Source organism: Streptomyces sp. NPDC006283 (genome assembly GCF_040613325.1).
Taxonomy (GTDB): Bacteria; Actinomycetota; Actinomycetes; order Streptomycetales; family Streptomycetaceae; genus Streptomyces.
The window spans coordinates 89985-108371 of the sequence record NZ_JBEXRZ010000003.1; the positions used below are offsets into that span (position 1 = coordinate 89985).

Here is an 18387-nt window from a genome sequence, read left to right on the forward strand (position 1 = left end):
GCGGCCGCCACCGGACGTCCGTGACGAACGCCTGAACCTGCTCCGCCTGCTTTCTGCCTGCCTGCCTGCCCGGGCCGGCGACCGACGCGTCGCCGAACCCCGAACGCCCTGCTGCGTCCACGGCCACGGCACGGGTACCGCAGGCGCACAACCGAGCTGTTTCGTCCGGGAATTGCGCCGCCCTGCTCCCCAACACCCGAAAGGCCATGGGCCGTGCGTACTACCGACCTCCGACACCGTTCCGCCAGTCAGCTGACCCGCGTCCGAAACCTGGGCATCCTCGCCCACGTCGACGCGGGCAAGACCACCGTCACCGAACGGATCCTTTATCTCACCGGCGCCACCCACAAACGCGGTGAAGTCCACGACGGGACGACCGTCACCGACTTCGACTCCCAGGAGCGCGATCGTGGCATCACCATCTTCGCCGCGGCGGTGAGTTGTGTCTGGGACGGTCACCGGATCAACCTGATCGACACACCCGGCCACGTGGACTTCTCCGACGAGGTGGAGCGATCACTGCGGGTACTCGACGGTGCGATCGCGGTGTTCGACGCCGTCGCGGGAGTCGAACCGCAGAGCGAGGCGGTCTGGCGGCAGGCCGACCGGCACGCGGTGCCCCGAATCGCGTTCGTCAACAAGCTGGACCGTGCCGGAGCAGACCTCGATGCGGCGGTCTCGTCGATCAGGGAACGCCTGCACACGGTCCCGTTGGTCGTCCAGCTGCCGATCGGGCAGGAGGACGAATTCATTGGAGTGGTGGATCTGCTGCGTATGCGTGCGCTGACCTGGCGTGCCGGCGGTGACACGTACGAGGAAGGTCCGGTGCCGGAGGCCCTGCGCGAAGAGGCGGAGCGCCGCCGGCGTCTGCTGGAGGAGACGGTGGCGGAGCTGCACCCGACCGCGCTGGAGGAGTTCTGTGAACGTTCGACACTCTCCGCACGGACGCTTACCGGAGCGCTGCGCGAGCTGACGCACAGCGGCGAAGGCGTCGTGGTGCTGTGCGGCTCCGCGTACCGCAACTGCGGGATCGAGCCGCTGCTGGAAGCCGTGGTGGCCTACCTGCCCTCGCCCCTGGAGGTGCCGCCGGTACGCGGCACCCACGGCGGCGCGGAGCAGGAGCGGGAGGCCGACGAGGCCGCGGCGTTCGTGGGGCTGGTGTTCAAGGTGAACTCCACCAGCACCGGGCGGCTGACGTACGTGCGCGTGTACGCGGGAACGATCGAGAAAGGGGACGCCGTGCTGGACGTGGGCGCCCGCCGCTCGGAACGGATCGGCCGCATCCTGCGCGTCCAGGCCGACCGGCATGCGGAGATGGACCGGGCGGTGGCCGGGGACATCGTCGCCGTGATCGGGCTGAAGGCCGCCCGTTCCGGTGCGACGCTGTGCGCGCCGGCCGCGCCGCTGCTGCTCGAACCACCCACGGCGGCGGATCCGGTCGTCTCCGTCGCGGTGGAGGCTCGTCGGCGCCTCGACACCGATCGGCTGGCCTCCGCGCTGACCCGGCTGGTGGAGGAGGATCCGTCCCTCACGGTCCGCACCGATCCCGAGACCGGGCAGACGGTGCTGTCGGGCATGGGCGAGCTGCACCTCGAGGTCGCGGTGGAGAAGATCCGCCGCGCCCAGGGGCTGGACGTCGGCGTCGGCCGGCCGCAGGTGGCGTACCGCGAGACCGTGGTCCGCGGCGTGTCCGGGCTGGTGTACCGGCACGTCAAGCAGGACGGCGGCGCCGGCCAGTTCGCCCATGTCGTGCTCGACGTCGAACCACTGGAGACGGGCACGGAGGGCTTCGTGTTCCGGTCGACCGTCACCGGTGGGCGGGTGCCGCAGGAGTACATCCGCGCGGTGGAGGCCGGGTGCCGGGACGCCCTCGCAGAGGGCCCCCTCGGCGGCCACCCGGTGACCGGGCTGCGAGTGACCCTGACCGACGGGGCCACACACTCCAAGGACTCGTCGGAGATGGCGTTCAGGACGGCGGGCCGGTTCGGGCTGCGCGAGGCACTGCGCGCGAGCGTGATGGCTCTGCTCGAACCGGTGGTCGAGGTCACGGTCACCGTGCCCGACGACGCCGTTGGCGCGGTGCTCGGCGACCTGGCGGCGCGGCGCGGCCGGGTGTCGGACCAGACGGCGCGGTCCGGCACGGCGGTTGTCACCGCGACGGTGCCGCTGGCCGAGCTGTTCGGCTACGCCTCCAGGCTGCGCAGCCGCACCCAGGGCCGTGGAACCTTCACGACCCGCGCCGACGGCTACGCGCCGGCATCGGTGTCCGGCGGGACGCCGGCGTAGAACCAGGGACGGCCCCGCCTACGGGGGACGGGGCCGTCCCGCCCCCCGTAGGCCGGTGATCGCCGCGCCGCTCTCTGCGGCGAAGCCGCCCTCGGGCCGGGGCGGGAGACGCTGGGGTGGACGCGCTCCGGCGCCGCCCCGGTCACCGTGCTGCAGCGCTGATTCGCGATGCCCCTGGAGCGTGACCAGCAGTCCGAGGCGCGACTCGCCCGCGTGGTTCAGGGGAAGCAGGCGACTCCTCTGGCCTCGAGTCCGGCTCGCAGTGCGATCACGGTTTCCTGCGGGACGTCGGTGATGTCGGACACCCCAGCCGTCTGCGTGAGCCCCTGTGCTGCCTGAAACTGCGTGAGGGCAGCGCGGGTCCCCTTCCCCACGATTCCGTCGAGCCCTTTGGGATCGGAGCCGAGTGTCTCCAATGCCGTCTGCAGTCCGATCGTCAGGTTGAGCGGAACGGGATGATCCCCTGAGCGCATGCCGTCGTCGAGCCGGCGCATGGGGTCGAACACGAGCCTGCCGAAATCACCGTCCGAGAGGGTCGTCACCCAGCCCGCGAGGGTGAAGAGCAGACCATTTCGCACGTTGCGGGGGATGACCCCCGGGTTCCCGGCCTCCGTCATCCTGCACTCCTGCGCCATGGTCAGCCAGTCCCCGGACGTGGCAGCGGCCTGGAACTTCGGAAAGCGGAAGAGCGGGCCCATGGCCCAGGCCATGCTGAGGAGGCCGAGCTGTCCGTCGGCCGGCCATCCGTCGTACCCGGCGAACATCTCGCGTCCCCGCAGGGAGTTCTCGAATGAGTCCAGCTTGCGCGTCACGAGCGCGTCGATTGCCTGTTGAGAGATCCGCAGCCGTGTCACGGCCACCTTTTGATCTGTCGTGGCCAGGGCCGTGCCACTGAACTTGACCTTTCTGTACTCCTCCTCGATCTCGGCGCGGTCCGCCGGTACGCGGGTGTCCTTGTCGAACCAGTCCAAGGTGAAGATGTCGGGCAGTGGGGTCGGGTTGCTGCTGGGGGCTGACGGGTTGTCGGCATCCAGAAGATTGCCGACGCCGGTGGACACGAGGCCCTTCACGTCCAGGTACATGAAATCGAGGCGGCCCTCGAGCGGCTTGCTGAACGGCATGAACGCATCTCTCACACTCTGGTGCATCGCGGGCTCCTCTCAGCGCCCTCCCATGGAACGGCTGGACTCAGCATTCGTCGACGCCCGGCAGCCAGGCGTCGGGATGGTCCACGAAGATGTTGGACACGTAACCACCCAGGTCCGGGACGAAGGACCAGGCGTCATTGGTGAGGCCCGCCGCATGAACGAGGTCGCCATGCGTCTGGCAACGGACCTGGACCCGCGTGGGCCCCGGAAGGATCGTGACGACAGCAGCGTCGAGACGTGGTTCTGCACGGACGTTCACCGACGTGCCCCAGGTCGTGAACAGCACCCGGCTCGCGTCGTCGTCCCCCTCGCTCGGCACCTCACCGAGCGTCGGTACGGCCCACGGGCTGATGTCATCGCAGACCGGATCAGCCATGACGGACAGGTGGAAGTGCCGGGTGTGCGGGTTGTTTCCGTTGTACGGGTTCCACTGCCAGGACCGCGAGTCCAGGATCAGTCCGTTGGCGATGATGTACTTGATCCTCCGGTCCCGTGTGTCGGCCAGCTCACGGGTGAAGGGGCCGATGTCGACGCCGTTAACCAGGTCGTGTGTGAAGTCCCTTGCGGTGACGATGCCCGGCCCGTACCAGGGGTTGTGGTCGCTGTCGCGTTTCTGGTGGTCCGCGTCCCCGATCGCCCCGTCGCTCGTTCTGTCGCGGTGTGGGAATCTCCCGTCAATCTGACGCAGCAGCACATCCAGGCTGCGCGCGACTCTCCATGACATGGGAAACACCTTCCTCGAGTAACAGCGGTGTGGTCTGCTTCGGGCCTCTCGCGGGTCACGGACCGGTCGTCGTCGCACGGCCGGGCGGCGGAGGGGCGGCTGGCGGCGCCGACAAAGGGCCCAACGGAGCCAAGGGCTGAACCCCGCCGGCCTGGGCCGCGTTCGTCGCGGCACGGATTCCGAAGTATGCGGTCGTCATGGCACTGATTGCCGTGAACGCGCTGGTGAGGACCGCAACGGCTTCGGAACCGGCCACATGGGTGACGCCCCAGATCGCGGCCGCTGCAATGGCCAGGTCTCCCACTCCTACGACGAGCAGGCCGGCCCATGCCCGGATCTTCTGGATCCTGCTCTCCGTCTGGTCGCCCGTCCCGTCCATGCTGTCCTCCTCGTGTCCGTGCACTCGGCCCGGTCGTCAGAGCCGGGAAGTCATCAGGAGATGCCGATGCGCGCAAGGTCCTGCCCGAGTTCCTCCACCGCCGCCGCGGCGGCGGAACGGGTGAAGCTCCCGCCCTCCGGTGCGGCCGCCGCGCCGAGCAGCGTGCCGGACTCCAGTCCGAGGGCACGTACCGCGTTGGGCATTCCGGCGCCGGAGCGGCGCGGGTCACCGAAGTCGAGCCGGTCGCAGCTGTCCCGCAGGATCTGGAACAGGCGCTCCACCCGAGCCTCGTTACGGGTGGCGAACTGTTCCTGGAAATCGGGGTGATGCGCCAGTGTCAGGGCGGCAAGGCTCGCGACATGGGGGGCGGCCATGGATGTCCCGTCCTGGGCGGCGTACCCTTCCGGCGGAACCGAGGAGATGACCGCCACTCCTGGAGCGCAGACATCAACCGCCGGTCCGTGGGAGCTGAACTTCCCTGAGAAGTAGCCCTCGGAGGTGGGTTCGCCGAACACCTGGAAGGCGTGGGAGCTGTCCTCCGGACATTCGCCCACCTTGCCCATGGCGGCGACGGTCAGCACGGTGTCGAGGGATCCCGGGAAGAGGACCTGGTCCGTGCCGTTGTTCCCGGAGGCGGCGATGCAGGCCATGCCGATGCTACGGCCCGCCGCGATCTTCTGTGCGACGAGCGGCGAGTGCTCCCCGGTGCCGAGGCTGAGGTTGACCACATCGATGTCGTGTTCGATGCAGTAGTCCAGTGAGGCGAGCAAGGCGCTGATGCGTCCGCCCGGGAAAATCCTGCACGCATGAATTTCGGCTTCCGTAGCGGAGCCGATGATTCCCGTACCGGTGTCTGCACCTGCGATCGTGCCCGCGCAGTGCGTTCCGTGACCAATGACGTCGACGCTCCACTCGCCGCCTTCTGCCGCGTCCACACCGCCGACCACGCGGCCGGCGAGGTCGGGGTGGGATGTCGCGATGCCTGAGTCGATGACCGCAACCTTGATTCCATGGGCGCGGTAGGAGGGCGGGATGCGATCGAGGTGCATCGCCCGCTGCCCCCAGCCGAACATCTGGCGGCCGGGAAAGTCCGGTACGGTCTGGTCCAGTCGCGCCAAGGCGACCACGTTGTCCCCGTCGGTGACCAGTTGGGGCCGCATCAGCCAGCGGTCCCAGTGACCTTGCTCGGCCTTGACGTAGACGGCGTTGATCGAACCCGGGGTTTCCCCGTTGAGGGAAATGACAACGCGCCCGTCCGGTCCCGTGACACCCTGAGCGGGCCATGCAGAGCCTCTCAGCGACACCATCGCCTTCGGCAGCGGAGTGCCGTCACTGCCCCGGACCGAGAAGGCCAGGCTGAGCGTGCTTGCCAGAGGTGGCACTGCCGCGGGTTGCATCACCTGGGCGTCGTCCGAGGAGCCCACGGGGATTCCGTAGATAAGTCGGCGGTCGCGCTCCACATGGATCTCGACGTCCTGGTTGAGTTGGCGGGCCCGCTCCTCGGTCATCGTGAAGATCCCGACTTCCGGGAACGCGTTGCCCTCCGAGAGTGTCTGGAGCCGCGCACTGGGCACGATGCGTCCGCACAACTGGACGTCCGTTTCGGCCGCAAGCCGGTCGAAGACCGATTCCGGAGGTATGGGGCTCACGCCCTGCGGCAGTATTGCACCCGGCAGTGGTGCCACCAGCCAGCGCAGGGGGCGCTCCTGCACTTCCTGTTCCGATGTGTCGGGGCTGAACTCGCTCATGGGTGTCTCCACTTTCCTGGTGCGAAGTCGAGGGGGAGCCGGGGGCACAGCGTCGCCGTGTCGAGGCGCTCCACCACTGGCCCCCGGTTGGAAGGGTTATGAGTACGGTTCCAGCGGCGCATCGACCTCGATCGTCACCGCAGGATGGGCCCGGCGTAGCAGCTCCGCGTGAGCGGCTGTCATGTCGATGAGGAGAAGGGTCGGTTCCTCGGCGGAGCCGTGGTGTCCGCGGACGGTCACCTCCGGATCACAGGCCAGTTCGGCCGCGAGGCTGTGCAGTACCGCAGGGTCGCCGGAGCCGATGATGTGGGGGAGGCGGGACTGCTCGGGCCGGCCGCCGGCCGACCCGAGCTCCACCTGAGGGCTCACAACGGCGACAGCGTCGGGTGGGCGGCACGCGATTCCTCGAGCTTCCGCCCCACAGCCATTACCTGGGAGAGGCACTCCTCGTACTTCCCCTCGCCGTACAGCGTGGCTGCCTGCCTGAGCGTGGGTACGACCTCCGCGAGCTGCGGTGCGTCCAGGACGGCGCGCTGCAGCCAGAGATGGATCCGGCGGAGTACTCCCGCACACATGCCTTGCACCACATCCCGGGATACGGGCGAGAGCACAGGGCCCGCCCCGGTGAGGCTTGCGGTGCTCACACCTACCTCCCGGCGTTCATCTGACGGAGGAGGGCGAGCGCGTCATGCGCCATGCCCGAGTAGAACTGCGGGCTGACACTCTGCGGCTGCGCGTAGGACGGCTGCCCTTGGGGCGCGCTCAGGTTCTTGACGGCGTCGCCGACGATCTCCACCAGGCCCGGCAGAAACTTGACGAGCTCGAGGAACTGCGGGTCGATCTGCTGCTGGCCGGCGGTGGGGGCCGCCTGCGGCTGTCCCTCGGGTGCGCTCAGCCCGAAGATCTTGCCGATGCCGCTGATCACGTTCTCCGGCTTCGGCACGAACGGCAGTGCCATACCCGGGAATCCGGGGAAGAACTGCGGGCTCACACTCTGCGGCTGCGCCGCCCCCATGCCCTGCGGCTGACCCTGCTGCGCACCCAGGCTACTGATGATGCTTTGAGCGGCGCTGGCTATCACCGGCGCAAGAGCAGCGAGCACAGGAATGAACTGCGGGTCGATCTGCTGCTGGCCGGCGGTGGGGGCCGCCTGCGGCTGTCCCTCGGGTGCGCTCAGCCCGAAGATCTTGCCGATGCCGCTGATCACGTTCTCCGGCTTCGGCACGAACGGCAGTGCCATACCCGGGAATCCGGGGAAGAACTGCGGGCTCACACTCTGCGGCTGCGCCGCCCCCATGCCCTGCGGCTGACCCTGCTGCGCACCCAGGCTACTGATGATGCTTTGAGCGGCGCTGGCTATCACCGGCGCAAGAGCAGCGAGCACAGGAATGAACTGCGGGTCGATCTGCTGCGGTTGGGGCGACGAGGGTGGGGGCGAGGTCTGTCCCGCGCTCTGGGTGGTGAAGGGCATCCCCTGCCCCAGCGCATCGCCGAAGGCCCTGGCGGCGGTGGCCTGGCCACCGTTGGGAGTCGTCATGGTTTCCGTCCTCTCTCTGTGCCACTGAGCCGATACAGGGCACGTCATTTCATCCCTTTTTAGGGCACTTCGACGCTATATTCGCCCCCCATTGACCGCAACAGCAAATAGTTGACGATGCAACAAAAATATTTGAAAATAGAGCAGTTGATGAAAAAACGTTTCCTCTTTCAAGATTTCCGGCTGCACCCGGCCAAATCCGGCTGAGTCAACTCTCTGTGGTGAACCGGTGATTGGGCGTAGCGCAATTTCAGTCGTTCCGGAATCCAAGTAGTGAGTTGGGTGCAGCCCTGAACGAGGTAGCGGCGAACCGACGGCCCGTGCTGCGCGGATGTGTCACACCGTCGTCACGTCGTCGTCACGCCGACCGCGCGACGCTTGCCTCGTCCACCGATTCCTGACCAGGGGAGTGGAGCGGCTCATGACCCTTCTTCACGGTCGCCTTCCGGTGACGGCAACGTGCACGGCAGCACTACTGGCTGCCCTGCTGATGACGCCCGACGTCGGTCAGGCGCACCCCGTCCCGTCCGCTCCGACTGCGCCGTGCTTCACGGACGGCTTTCCGCCCAGGGGCGGCGGGACCCCAACCGGGCGCTCGCCAGTGCGATTCAAGTGGGGTAACAGTCCCTACCTCGGGGCGCGCTACAACCGGTGTGCCGGCACCGTGAAGGTCTACTACGGCGGCTACCCGGCGCGCGGCGGTCTTTTCGGCAACATCGCCGCCTACAGCCACTACATCCTGAGGTACAGCACACCGAACGACTTCAACTGGCATGAAGCGCGGCTCACCGTAGGTGCCGCACGGGTGGCGACTTTCGATGCCTTCCGCGGCGACTGGAATTTCATGGTGAAGGCATGCGGTGGGGAGAGCCTGGGGCAGTTGTTCCCCTGGGGTGCGGGGCGGAATGCTGCACCCCTCTGGTGCACCGCGTGGTCCCCCCTCGTCTACCTCAACGCGCGCTGACAGGAACCACTGTGTGGCCTGCAGAAGCCCCGGCACCCTCATGCATGCGCGCGCCTGACGACGCGACAACCGCGCCGGGTCTATCGACGGCCGACCGCCATGGACGTCTTACACCACCCGGGGAGGGGCGCCGCATCCGTGACCCGTGTTGCCCGTGACCGAGGGCGACCGCTCGTCGCCCGGCCGGCTGCGGTCCGCACGTCCAGGCACGTTCCGGGGGTCAGAGCGAACATCCGAAGGACGCACCCCGGCTATGAGCCGACACAGCCGAGGCGGAGGTTCAAGGCCCATCTCGGCGCGCAGGCGCCGCACATAGCGATCGAATTCACGAAGAGCCTGCGCGGCGTTGCCTTCCGCCAGGTGCGCCCGGATCAGTGTCGCGCAGCTGCTCTCCCTGAGGGGATCGGCACGTACGGCCGCATGGGCGGCGATGACCGCCTCGGCGTACCGTCGCGACGCGATGAAGTCTTCCGCCAGAGTTCCGAGCGCGTGCGTCCTCAGGTACCGCCATGCCTCGGCCTCCTGCACGGCCCAGTCCTCGTACCAGCCCGGGAGCAGATCTGCGGACAGCTCCGTCACGGTTTCAACGCCGAATCCACGATCGCGGGTCGAGCTGCCAGGGGCAAGGACAAGAGCTGCCAGCGCTCGGGACCGCCGGAGATCCACGCTCGCATCCTGCGCCAGACAGACGGTATAAGAAGTGACATCCAGGGCGGTACGGCCGATGCTGCACATTCGGGACAGTGTCGAGCGCAGATTCGCGTAGGCACAGCGTTCAGGGGCGTCGGGCCAGAGCCTCGCGGCGACCAGAGCCCGGGGAACCGCTCCCCGGCAGTACGTTGCCACGAAAGCCAGGAGACGCTCCGAGGCCGGTGGCACGGCCACCAGTGTGCCACCGATCAGCAGGGAGAATCCGCCGAGCAGCTCGAGGCGCACCCGCGACGGTGAGGCTTCGGCTCGGGGGTCCCGGAGATCGTGCGGACGTCCTTCGTGCGAACGGCCAGTTTCCATGACGCCTTCGTTCACGAGGGGTGCAGTCGGTGGCGCACCGCGGCGGAATGCCGAGCGGGCGGAAGATCACAGTTGCAGGTTAAGCCGACGGGAATCCATCCGGCTTGCCGGGACACACGAGTAAGGCCGCGGGCGCGTACGTCGCGGAACAACGGATCACGGATTTCTGTCGCCCTCGCCGCTCCGGGCGAACACCGCGCCTGTGGGCGGAGATCGGCTGGGCGCGACCACCGAGCCGGCCCATACGGGGCGGGCCCGATCCGCTTCTTTCGATGTCACCGGGAAGGATCACCGCCGCGTGCCGGTCGCTGCAGCCCCGACTCGATGCCCGAGCCGATCAGCAGGTGAGTACACACAGGGGCCGGCGGAACGAGGTGGTGCCGAGGGTGTCGCCGGTCCACAGATAGGTGACGGTCACCCAGCCGTTGTCGTCCAGGCCGACGTTGTAGAAGGTGCCGTCGGCGAGATCGATGCCCGCCGGGTTGCGGACTTCGCGGCCGAACTCGTCGTGTCCGCCGTTGTAACCGTCCTCGTACGCGGCCTGCGCCTCCGGCCTGCCGCGGGGGAGGTCCTTGAAGGTCTCCCGTACGGAGGGCGGGTTCCAATGGTCGTCGTGGGTGTTCCACGGTCCCACGTCCCACACCGGCGCCGTCTCGCACCGCGCGGGGCCGCAGACGCGTACCGAGTACTCGTCGCTGCCCTTGGGGGACAGCCCGCGGCGGGAGGGCAGGGCGACGAAGTGGTCGTCCGGCCGGATCACATGCCCGTTGGCGGTGGTGTGGCCGACCAGTCCCTCGCGGGTCGCGTAGACGCGTGCCGTGTACGGTGCGGCGGCCGCCGTGTCGGGCGTGGCCGTCGCCTCGGAGTACGCGGTGAGGCGCAGGCCCAGCACAGTGGGGTTCGCGCCGCCCGGACCGCCCTGGAGGACGAGCCGTGCCTGCACGGAGGTGACCGTGCGCGGGAGTTCGGCCGGTGCGCCGGAGCCGGCCTCCCGCCATTCGGTCCAGGGGCCGCTGCCGGTACGGCCGCGGACGTCGACGGCCACCCACGTTCCCGTGGGCAGCTCGGCCTCGACGTCCGCCGCGACGCGGTTGACGCCGTGGTCCAGCTCGCGCACTGCCAGTACGGCCGACGCCTGGGCGCGTCCGGTGCCCGCGGAGGCGGGTTCGAGGTCGCTGTCGCGGATGCGTAGCGTCCCGTCCGGGTGATGGCTGACGTTGGAGTCGTCGGCGGTGTCGCCGCCGAGGTCCACGTCCCACGTCACGCCCGGCCGGTCCTCGGCGGACAAGAACGAACCTGCGGGCGGGGGCGAACCTGCGGGTGGGGGCGAACCAGCCGGACCGGCGGACGCGGCTCCCGAGCCCAGTGCCAGTGCGGTGCACACCAGCAGCGACACCCCGCAGACCGGCAACCGCCGTCTTCCGTACTTCCCGGTGCGGCTCGTGGCGGTTTCTCGGATGCCGCGCATGGGTCGGTTCCCTTCGCCGTAGGGGGTGCGGTCGCGGTGGGCTCGCTCGCGAGCTTGATCAAGGGCAGGATGACTCGTCACGTTCCCGAGGTCCCACAGCCTCTCCGGCTCGGCGTGTCCCGTCCGGGCCGTCCCCGCTGCCGAACCGCCGACCGTCGCGCTCTTTCCTTCAGGAGCGGGTTTGCAGAAGGCAGGGGCCGACGGGCGGCGGCTTCAGCCGAATGCCATCACGGCTTAATTCAGGGCCTGGGTTAAGTCGCGCGGTCGAAAGGCTCAAGAGGTGAGCGGGGACCGGCCGGCGCCGCGGACCGAGCGCGCTCCCGGGCGAGGCTCCGTGGCGGCGCCTCGTGCCGTCCGACGTCCCGGTCACCGCTGGTCCGGGCGGCCGGTGAGTGGGACGCTGTGGGGGAAGGTGTCTGCCCGACGGAACGCGGGAGGACCCGATGGGGCGTGATGTCCCGGCGCTCGTCTTCACCCGTGACGATCGCCGCCGGTACCGGGACAAGATGCAGACGTGCCTCGACACGTTCGCGACGATGCTGAGCGAGGCGCGTTTCGAGTCGGAGCGGCCACAGGTGGGTCTCGAGATCGAAATCAACCTGGTGGACGCCGCCGGGGAGCCGGCGATGAAGAACACCGATGTGCTCGAAGCCATCGCGGACCCCGCGTGGGACAGCGAGCTGGGCCGGTTCAACCTGGAGATCAACATCCCGCCGCGGACACTGACCGCCGGCGGCCCCGACGCCTGGGAGCAGGAGATCCGGGACGCCCTGAACCACGCCGAGCAGCGGGCCCGTGACGTCGGGGCCCATCTGGCCATGATCGGCATTCTGCCGACCCTGCGGCAGCGGGACGTGGGCGAGGCCGCGCTTTCGGAGAACCCGCGCTATCGGCTGCTCAACGAGCAGGTCTTCGCGGCCCGCGGCGAGGATCTGCGGATCGCCGTGGACGGGGTGGAAAAGCTGCGTACCTACGCCGACACGATCACCCCCGAGGCCGCCTGCACCAGTACGCAGTTCCACCTGCAGGTCTCGCCGAGCGAGTTCCCCGCCTACTGGAACGCCGCGCAGGCGATCGCCGGGATCCAGGTCGCGCTGGCAGCGAATTCGCCGTTCCTCTTCGGCAAGGAGCTGTGGCGCGAGACCCGGATCCCTCTGTTCGAGCAGGCGACCGACACCCGTCCCGAGGAGATCAAGGTGCAGGGGGTGCGGCCGCGCGTGTGGTTCGGCGAGCGGTGGATCACAAGCGTCTTTGATCTCTTCGAGGAGAACGTCCGCTACTTCCCCGCCCTGCTGCCCCTGTGCGACGACGAGAACCCGCGGGAGAAGCTCGACGGCGGGGACACCCCGGAACTGGCCGAGCTGACTTTGCACAACGGCACCATCTACCGGTGGAACCGCCCCGTCTATGCCGTCTCCCATGGCAGACCGCACCTGCGGGTCGAGAACCGCGTCCTCCCCGCCGGCCCGACCGTCGCCGACACCCTCGCGAACGGCGCCTTCTACTACGGGCTGACCCGCGCACTGGTCGACGAGGAGCGGCCGATCTGGTCCCGGATGTCGTTCCAGGCCGCCGAGGACAATCTGCACGCCGCGGCGCGGCACGGTATCGACGCGGGCCTGTACTGGCCGGGTATGGGCGAGGTGCCGGTGGCCGAGCTCGTACTGAGGCGTCTGCTGCCCATGGCCCATCGCGGTCTCGAGCTCTCCGGCATGGACGCGGCGTGGCGGGAGCCGCTGCTGGGGATCATCGAACAGCGCTGTGTCACCGGGCGCAACGGCGCGGTCTGGCAGGCGGAGATGTACCACCACATCGACGCCACGAGCCGCGTCGACCACCATGAGGCGCTTCGGCTCATGACGCAGCAGTACATCGACTACATGCATCTGAACGCGCCGGCGCACACCTGGCCCGTGGACTGAGTGCTCCTTGCTCGCCCGTATGGGGGCGGAGTGATCCGCCCGGCAATGTGCATTTATGTCTGGTATGGAGACTTTCTCCTGCGCTGCGCTGTAAGTCGAATTGCCATGCATTCTCGCTAGTTGAAGCTGTTTGTGGGTTTTGGGGGAACCTCGGGGGTTGCCCCGATCCCCCGTGATGTCGGTCACCTGGTCCGCTCTGTGCGGATAACGCCGTACGGGTCAGTTCCCTTCCGCGAGAAGGAATTTGAGCCATTTGACGCGGCACTGACAACGTGAATTACCCATCAGGGAGAGACGTCCGCTTTGTGATGTGAAATTCGGGACTTGTTCCGCCGGGATCCTCTCGCTTAACGTCACCGTCAATCCGGATGGACCGCCGAATCCTGCCGCCGTCCGGTACACCGCACCCACTCACGTACGGCAGGAGCGGGGGAACCAGGTAAGCCGCCGATCCGGAATACCGGAACGGCTCGGGGTGAAGTCGCCACAGATGCGACCGGGCATCTCCAGCCCGAACCCGACAGCTCACCTCGCAGGCGACGGAGAGGAATCCGCCATGCCCGCAAAGGGTAAGCACCGTCGTCCCAAGTCCCGTTCACTCACCCGCGGATTCGTCGCAGCGGGCACGGGCGGCGCCGCACTCGCCCTCCCGCTCATGGGCACCACCGCTGCTCAGGCGGCACCGGCCGCGCTGCCCGCGGCCGCGGAGAAGACCGTCGCGCCGGCCACCGTGGCCGCCGCCGCCCAGAAGTCCAAGGTCACCACCTATTCCGTGGTCGCGGGTGACTCCCTTTCCAAGATCGCCGCCAAGTATTCTCTGAGCGGTGGCTGGAAGGAGCTCTTCAACGACAACCGGAGGGCCATCGGCCACGATCCGGCGCTGATTCACCCCGGTCTCGAGCTCACGATCGGCGCAAAGTCCCCGGCCAAGGAAAAGGCCGCGCCCAAGAAGGCCGACCGGACCGCCGCGACCGACCGCGCGGACCGCTCGGAGCGGAAGAGCGCGCCGGCTGCCAAGCCCGCCACCTACGCGAACAACCTCGACGGCTGGATCAAGGAATCGCTCGCCATCATGGCCCAGCACGGCATTCCGGGAAGCTACGAGGGAATTCACCGCAACATCATGCGTGAGTCCTCCGGCAACCCGCAGGCCATCAACAACTGGGACATCAACGCCATCAACGGCACGCCCTCGAAGGGCCTGCTGCAGGTCATCCAGCCGACCTTCGACGCCTACCACGTCCCCGGCACGGCCAACGACCTGTACGACCCGGTCGCCAACATCACGGCCGCGTGCAACTACGCCGCCGACCGCTACGGTTCCATCGACAACGTGAACGGCCCCTACTGACGGGACCGTTGCGACGGCCGACAGGCCGCAGCATCTCATCGCCGGGCCGGAGCCCGGGGCGTCCGGCGGCGCCCCGGTCTCCGGCCCTTGGCCGTGCCCGGCGCTCAGCCCCGCACGGCCACATGGAACGAGGACAGCCACAACACCACGGCCGCCCCTGCCCCCACCACAACACGCACGCTCTCATCCGTCGACCCGGCCAGGGCGACCGCGGTGCCGACGACCGCGACGACCGTCAGCAGAACGGCCGTCCACGTGTACTGCCACTGATCGAAGAGACGCGCCAGCGGAAAGAAGTGCAGACCCACCACGAGGCAGATCCCCGGCGGGATCAGCTCGGCGTGGCCCGTCGCGTTCGAAGCGGCGATCACCGCGAAGATCGCGACGACCTCGACGGCGTTCACGAGGCCGACCCCGCGGTTCCACTTCTCCGGCAGCCGCACCGTGCGGCGCGCGGGTCCCGCGGCGCCCCGGAACGCAACAACAACGGCCGCGACGGTCAGCGCGGCGCCCACACCGCCGACGGCGACGGAAACAGTCGTCGATGCGAGCCCGGAACCGGCCGCGCAGGCCCACACCAGGGCGAACACCGCGAGAACCACGGCCCCCCGGCGGCGCAGCTGCTGAGTGAGTACCAGGCACTCCGTGTCGGTGGTCATGGCCGGAGGCTACAGCGATCGTCCGCCGTGTGACCGGCAGTTGGCCGACCGGCTGCGAGCACGGGATGAGTATGAGGACCGGACGGTCTGAGTACACGCCCGGATCCGCCGGCACCCCGCCACTGGTCGAACGCTGCCGCGCGGCCGGCACCGCGGTCCGCGCCCGGCCGCGAGGTCACACTCCAGGGGCGTGGCGCACTCGGTGATCCAGTTATCGCCAGAGGGTGGCGCGGGCGCGGAGGTCGATCGGTCGACCGCATTGGTCTCGTACAGGTTCGTCGTCCATACTGCCCGCCGTGGAGCAGCAGATAGATCCGAAGACGAAGATCGAAATCGGCGTGGGGACGGATCCGGCGTACATCCCGGGACTCACGGCGCCCGCGCCTGCCGCCAAGGGCGGGGAGGAGGGGAAGAAGAGGGCCGAGGAGACCGCGCCCGAAGACGAGACCGCGTCCGAGGCCGAGGCCGAGACCGGGACCGACGCCGAGGGTGACGAGCCCCTGGCGGCGGTCGGCGGGACGCCCGCCGAGGAGTCGGACGCCGAGCCCGCCGGTGACGACGCCGCCGACGGGCCCGTCTTCGAGGTCCGCGACCGCCGCGGGTCGATCACCGCCGACCGCAGCGGCATCCGCTTCACCCTGGACGACCAGGAGGCGGACTTCCACTGGGACGAGATCGGCGCCGTCGAGGTGAAGCCGGCCCGCTTCGGACGCCGGTTCACGGTCACCGTCCATGTCGCGGCCAACCGCTGGTTCAACGCCGACGTCGAAGCGCCCGCCAGGAGCCGTCTGAGTGAGTGGACGGCGGAGCTCGACGCGGTCCTCGACGCCTACTTCGAAGAGTCCTGACCGCCGGCGGACCACGTCTGGGCGGGGCGACACAAGCTCGCCCAGGCGTGGTTTGCGCCATTTTGGGCGTTCTGCCGCATAGCTTCGGGTTATGACAAAGCGACAAACGACCGTCCTCGGCTGCACGGCTCTGCTCGTCGTGTCCGGCCTCGGCGCCTCCGCCCCCGCCCATGCCTCCGTCACACACCAGGTACGGCCCGGCCAGTCGATCCAGGCTGCCGTGAACGCCGCACAGCCCGGCGACACGATCAACATCGCCGCCGGCACCTACAAGGAAAGCGTCCGCATTACCAAGCCCCGTCTGACCCTCCAGGGGGCGGGCGCACGGACGGTGATCAAGCCGGCGGCCAAGCCCGCCAAGACCGACTCCTGCGCTGCGGCCGGCAACGGGATCTGCGTCCTCGGCACCAAGGTGCAGCCGCTCGAAAAGGTCAGGATCCGCTCGCTGCGGCTCAGCGGCTTCGCCAAGAACGGCATCTGGGCCGCCTGGACCGACCGGCTGACGGTGCGCCACGTCACCTCGGAGGACAACGGGACCTGGGGCATCGCGCAGGAGCGGTCCACCCGTTCGGAGCTGCAGCAGAACGTCGTCCGCCGCAACGGAGACGCAGGCATCTTCGTGGCGAACACCGTCAGCGAGGAGGCAGGTGCCACCGACACCAAGGGAACGGTCGTCAGCGGCAACATCATGAGCGGCAACCGGATCGGCGCGACCGTCCGCCGCGTGCGGAACCTGACGCTGCAGGGCAACGAGATCACCCGGAACTGCGCCGGCGCATTCCTCGTCGGCGACGAGACGGTGCCCCGCGCGGGCGCGCTGACGGTCCGTTTCAACCACATCTACAAGAACAACAAGCACTGCGACGCCACCGCACGGCTGCCCGAGATCCAGGGCACGGGAATCGTCCTCACCGGCACGGAGGACACCCTGGTCGAAGCGAACCTGGTCCGTGACCACGTGGGCTCGGCACCGATGTCCGGCGGCATCGTCCTGTTCAAGAGCATCGTGGGCGCCGCCGGCACCGACAACGTCATCCGGCACAACCTGGTGACGGGCAACAGCAAGGCGGACCTGGCCAACAGGGACACCAAGGGCACCGGAAACATCTTCGCCGAGAACATGTGCCGGGCCTCCGAGCCCGCGGGCCTGTGCTGACCGACCGGACGGAGGCCACCGGCCCTGCCCACTCACGAAAGACTGAGACCGCATGACCACTGCAAGCGCAACACCTCAGACCGCCATGCGGCTGAGGGAGCTCGTCTTCGGTGCCGCCTGTGCCGCGGCCGTACGCGCGGCGGCCCGGCTGGGCGTCGCGGACGCCCTCGGCGACGCACCGGCGACCGCGGAGGAGCTCGCGGCACAACTGAAGGCCAACCCGAGGGCGTTGCGGCGGATGCTGCGCGCGCTGACCTGCTACGGGATCTTCGCCGAGGAGGACGGCAGGTTCGTCCACACCGACATGTCCCGGATGCTGCGAGAGGACGACCCGCACAGCCTCAAGTACATCGCCCTGTGGTGCACCGAGCCCTGGACCTGGGACGCCTGGCCGCTCCTCGACGACGCGGTCAGGACCGGCCGCAGTGTCTTCGGCGGCCTGTACGGCAAGGAGTTCTTCGACTACCTGCACGAGGACGCCCACGAGTCGGCCCATGTCTTCAACCGGGCCATGACCACCTCCAGCATGCAGTCGGCGCGGGACGTCGCCGAACTGCTCGACCTGGAAGGGGTCAAGACCGTCGCGGACATCGGCGGCGGTCAGGGGCATGTGCTGGCGAGCCTGCTGGAGAAGCACCCCGGAGTCACCGGGACGCTGCTCGACCTGCCCCGCGTCGTCGCCGCCGCCGATCCCCGGCTGCTCGAGGGCGGCACGCTCGCCGACCGGGTCAGCATCGTCCCCGGCGACTGCCGGCAGACCATGCCGGTCGAGGCGGACCTGTACATCATCAAGAACATCCTGGAGTGGGACGACGAGAGCACCCGCCGCACCCTGGGCAACGTCGTCGCGGCGGCCCGCCCGGGAGCCCGGGTGGCCGTCATCGAGAACATCGTCGACGACACGCCGTCGATGAAGTTCACCACCTCGATGGACCTGATGCTGCTGCTCAACGTCGGTGGGGCCAAGCACACGCAGGAGAGCATGACCAGCCGGATGACGGACGCCGGCCTGGTCATCGGCGACATCCGTCCCGTCAACGCCTATCTGCACGTCTTCGAGAGCGTGGTCCCGGGCTGAGCCGCCCGTGGCCGTGCGCGCAAGGGCGGCTCGCTCGTGACGGGGCCGGTAGTCGGTCTGCTGCACCGCAATCAGGTGTGGCACGCATGGCTGTTCCGGGCCACCGAC

Annotated in this window: 17 protein-coding genes and 1 riboswitch; of the genes, 7 read left to right on the forward strand and 10 right to left on the reverse strand. The window is 68.7% G+C overall.

Going from position 1 to position 18387, the window contains the following annotated elements:
• Positions 1–213 precede the first annotated feature (213 nt).
• Positions 214–2286 carry an elongation factor G gene (gene fusA, locus ABZ070_RS01590; protein WP_356628715.1) on the forward strand — a complete coding sequence of 691 codons (2073 nt, stop codon included), beginning with the start codon at positions 214–216 and terminating at the stop codon, positions 2284–2286.
• 218 nt (positions 2287–2504) lie between these two features.
• On the opposite strand, the gene ABZ070_RS01595 is transcribed toward fusA, so the two are convergent.
• From ABZ070_RS01595 to ABZ070_RS01625, 7 genes are all read right to left on the reverse strand, one after another.
• A complete protein-coding gene (locus tag ABZ070_RS01595; protein ID WP_356628717.1) occupies positions 2505–3434 on the reverse strand; it encodes a peptidoglycan-binding domain-containing protein in 930 nt (309 codons plus the stop codon).
• Positions 3435–3474: 40 nt separating this feature from the next.
• Positions 3475–4158 (reverse strand): hypothetical protein, encoded by a 684-nt coding sequence (locus ABZ070_RS01600; RefSeq protein ID WP_356628719.1) that lies wholly within the window; start codon positions 4156–4158, stop codon positions 3475–3477.
• A 55-nt stretch (positions 4159–4213) separates the two neighbouring features.
• Positions 4214–4537 (reverse strand): hypothetical protein, encoded by a 324-nt coding sequence (locus ABZ070_RS01605; protein ID WP_356628721.1) that lies wholly within the window; start codon positions 4535–4537, stop codon positions 4214–4216.
• A gap of 53 nt (positions 4538–4590) precedes the next feature.
• Positions 4591–6285, reverse strand: a complete 1695-nt coding sequence (locus ABZ070_RS01610) for a S8 family serine peptidase (RefSeq protein ID WP_356628723.1) — start codon at positions 6283–6285, stop codon at positions 4591–4593.
• Positions 6286–6381: 96 nt separating this feature from the next.
• Entirely contained in the window at positions 6382–6654 is a 273-nt protein-coding gene (locus ABZ070_RS01615; protein WP_356628725.1) for a hypothetical protein, read from the reverse strand.
• Complete coding sequence (locus ABZ070_RS01620) at positions 6651–6860, reverse strand: hypothetical protein (protein ID WP_356628727.1); 210 nt, start codon at positions 6858–6860, stop codon at positions 6651–6653. The genes ABZ070_RS01615 and ABZ070_RS01620 overlap by 4 nt, the downstream gene beginning before the upstream one ends.
• A gap of 71 nt (positions 6861–6931) precedes the next feature.
• The gene (locus ABZ070_RS01625; protein ID WP_356628729.1) at positions 6932–7822 is read right to left on the reverse strand and encodes a hypothetical protein; all 891 of its coding nucleotides are present in this window, start codon (positions 7820–7822) and stop codon (positions 6932–6934) included.
• 421 nt (positions 7823–8243) lie between these two features.
• On the opposite strand from ABZ070_RS01625, the gene ABZ070_RS01630 reads away from it, so the two are divergent.
• Positions 8244–8786, forward strand: coding sequence for a hypothetical protein (locus ABZ070_RS01630; protein WP_356628731.1), 543 nt, complete (start codon positions 8244–8246; stop codon positions 8784–8786).
• A 108-nt stretch (positions 8787–8894) separates the two neighbouring features.
• On the opposite strand, the gene ABZ070_RS01635 is transcribed toward ABZ070_RS01630, so the two are convergent.
• Positions 8895–9812, reverse strand: coding sequence for a BTAD domain-containing putative transcriptional regulator (locus ABZ070_RS01635; protein WP_356628733.1), 918 nt, complete (start codon positions 9810–9812; stop codon positions 8895–8897).
• A 322-nt stretch (positions 9813–10134) separates the two neighbouring features.
• Positions 10135–11061, reverse strand: a complete 927-nt coding sequence (locus tag ABZ070_RS01640; RefSeq protein WP_356628735.1) for a hypothetical protein — start codon at positions 11059–11061, stop codon at positions 10135–10137.
• A gap of 647 nt (positions 11062–11708) precedes the next feature.
• On the opposite strand from ABZ070_RS01640, the gene ABZ070_RS01645 reads away from it, so the two are divergent.
• Together ABZ070_RS01645 and ABZ070_RS01650 are read left to right on the forward strand one after the other, a co-directional pair.
• Positions 11709–13187: a glutamate--cysteine ligase gene (locus ABZ070_RS01645; RefSeq protein WP_356628737.1), complete on the forward strand. Its 1479-nt coding sequence runs from the start codon at positions 11709–11711 to the stop codon at positions 13185–13187.
• A gap of 364 nt (positions 13188–13551) precedes the next feature.
• Positions 13552–13739, forward strand: a riboswitch (cyclic di-AMP (ydaO/yuaA leader).
• 4 nt (positions 13740–13743) lie between these two features.
• Positions 13744–14538: a LysM peptidoglycan-binding domain-containing protein gene (locus ABZ070_RS01650; RefSeq protein ID WP_356628739.1), complete on the forward strand. Its 795-nt coding sequence runs from the start codon at positions 13744–13746 to the stop codon at positions 14536–14538.
• 104 nt (positions 14539–14642) lie between these two features.
• Here ABZ070_RS01650 and ABZ070_RS01655 read toward each other — a convergent pair whose 3' ends face one another.
• On the reverse strand, positions 14643–15197 hold the full coding sequence (locus ABZ070_RS01655) for a hypothetical protein (protein WP_356628741.1): 555 nt from the start codon (positions 15195–15197) through the stop codon (positions 14643–14645).
• A 296-nt stretch (positions 15198–15493) separates the two neighbouring features.
• Between ABZ070_RS01655 and ABZ070_RS01660 the strand changes: the two genes are divergently transcribed.
• The 3 genes from ABZ070_RS01660 (at position 15494) to ABZ070_RS01670 (ending at position 18279) form a co-directional block, all read left to right on the forward strand.
• Positions 15494–16045, forward strand: a complete 552-nt coding sequence (locus tag ABZ070_RS01660) for a hypothetical protein (RefSeq protein WP_356628743.1) — start codon at positions 15494–15496, stop codon at positions 16043–16045.
• Between the two features lie 91 nt (positions 16046–16136).
• The gene (locus tag ABZ070_RS01665) at positions 16137–17201 is read left to right on the forward strand and encodes a right-handed parallel beta-helix repeat-containing protein (protein WP_356628745.1); all 1065 of its coding nucleotides are present in this window, start codon (positions 16137–16139) and stop codon (positions 17199–17201) included.
• Positions 17202–17253: 52 nt separating this feature from the next.
• Positions 17254–18279 carry a methyltransferase gene (locus ABZ070_RS01670; protein WP_356628747.1) on the forward strand — a complete coding sequence of 342 codons (1026 nt, stop codon included), beginning with the start codon at positions 17254–17256 and terminating at the stop codon, positions 18277–18279.
• Positions 18280–18387: the final 108 nt, after the last annotated feature.

What these genes read in the sequence shown, in the direction of transcription:
- ABZ070_RS01645 (WP_356628737.1), top strand. Translation starts at nt 11,709, where the DNA reads ATGGGGCGTGATGTCCCGGCGCTCGTCTTCACCCGTGACGATCGCCGC.
- ABZ070_RS01655 (WP_356628741.1), bottom strand. Translation starts at nt 15,197, where the DNA reads ATGACCACCGACACGGAGTGCCTGGTACTCACTCAGCAGCTGCGCCGC.
- ABZ070_RS01630 (WP_356628731.1), top strand. Translation starts at nt 8,244, where the DNA reads ATGACCCTTCTTCACGGTCGCCTTCCGGTGACGGCAACGTGCACGGCA.
- ABZ070_RS01595 (WP_356628717.1), bottom strand. Translation starts at nt 3,434, where the DNA reads ATGCACCAGAGTGTGAGAGATGCGTTCATGCCGTTCAGCAAGCCGCTC.
- ABZ070_RS01600 (WP_356628719.1), bottom strand. Translation starts at nt 4,158, where the DNA reads ATGTCATGGAGAGTCGCGCGCAGCCTGGATGTGCTGCTGCGTCAGATT.
- ABZ070_RS01610 (WP_356628723.1), bottom strand. Translation starts at nt 6,285, where the DNA reads ATGAGCGAGTTCAGCCCCGACACATCGGAACAGGAAGTGCAGGAGCGC.
- ABZ070_RS01625 (WP_356628729.1), bottom strand. Translation starts at nt 7,822, where the DNA reads ATGACGACTCCCAACGGTGGCCAGGCCACCGCCGCCAGGGCCTTCGGC.
- ABZ070_RS01620 (WP_356628727.1), bottom strand. Translation starts at nt 6,860, where the DNA reads ATGTGTGCGGGAGTACTCCGCCGGATCCATCTCTGGCTGCAGCGCGCC.
- ABZ070_RS01650 (WP_356628739.1), top strand. Translation starts at nt 13,744, where the DNA reads ATGCCCGCAAAGGGTAAGCACCGTCGTCCCAAGTCCCGTTCACTCACC.
- ABZ070_RS01665 (WP_356628745.1), top strand. Translation starts at nt 16,137, where the DNA reads ATGACAAAGCGACAAACGACCGTCCTCGGCTGCACGGCTCTGCTCGTC.
- ABZ070_RS01670 (WP_356628747.1), top strand. Translation starts at nt 17,254, where the DNA reads ATGACCACTGCAAGCGCAACACCTCAGACCGCCATGCGGCTGAGGGAG.
- ABZ070_RS01605 (WP_356628721.1), bottom strand. Translation starts at nt 4,537, where the DNA reads ATGGACGGGACGGGCGACCAGACGGAGAGCAGGATCCAGAAGATCCGG.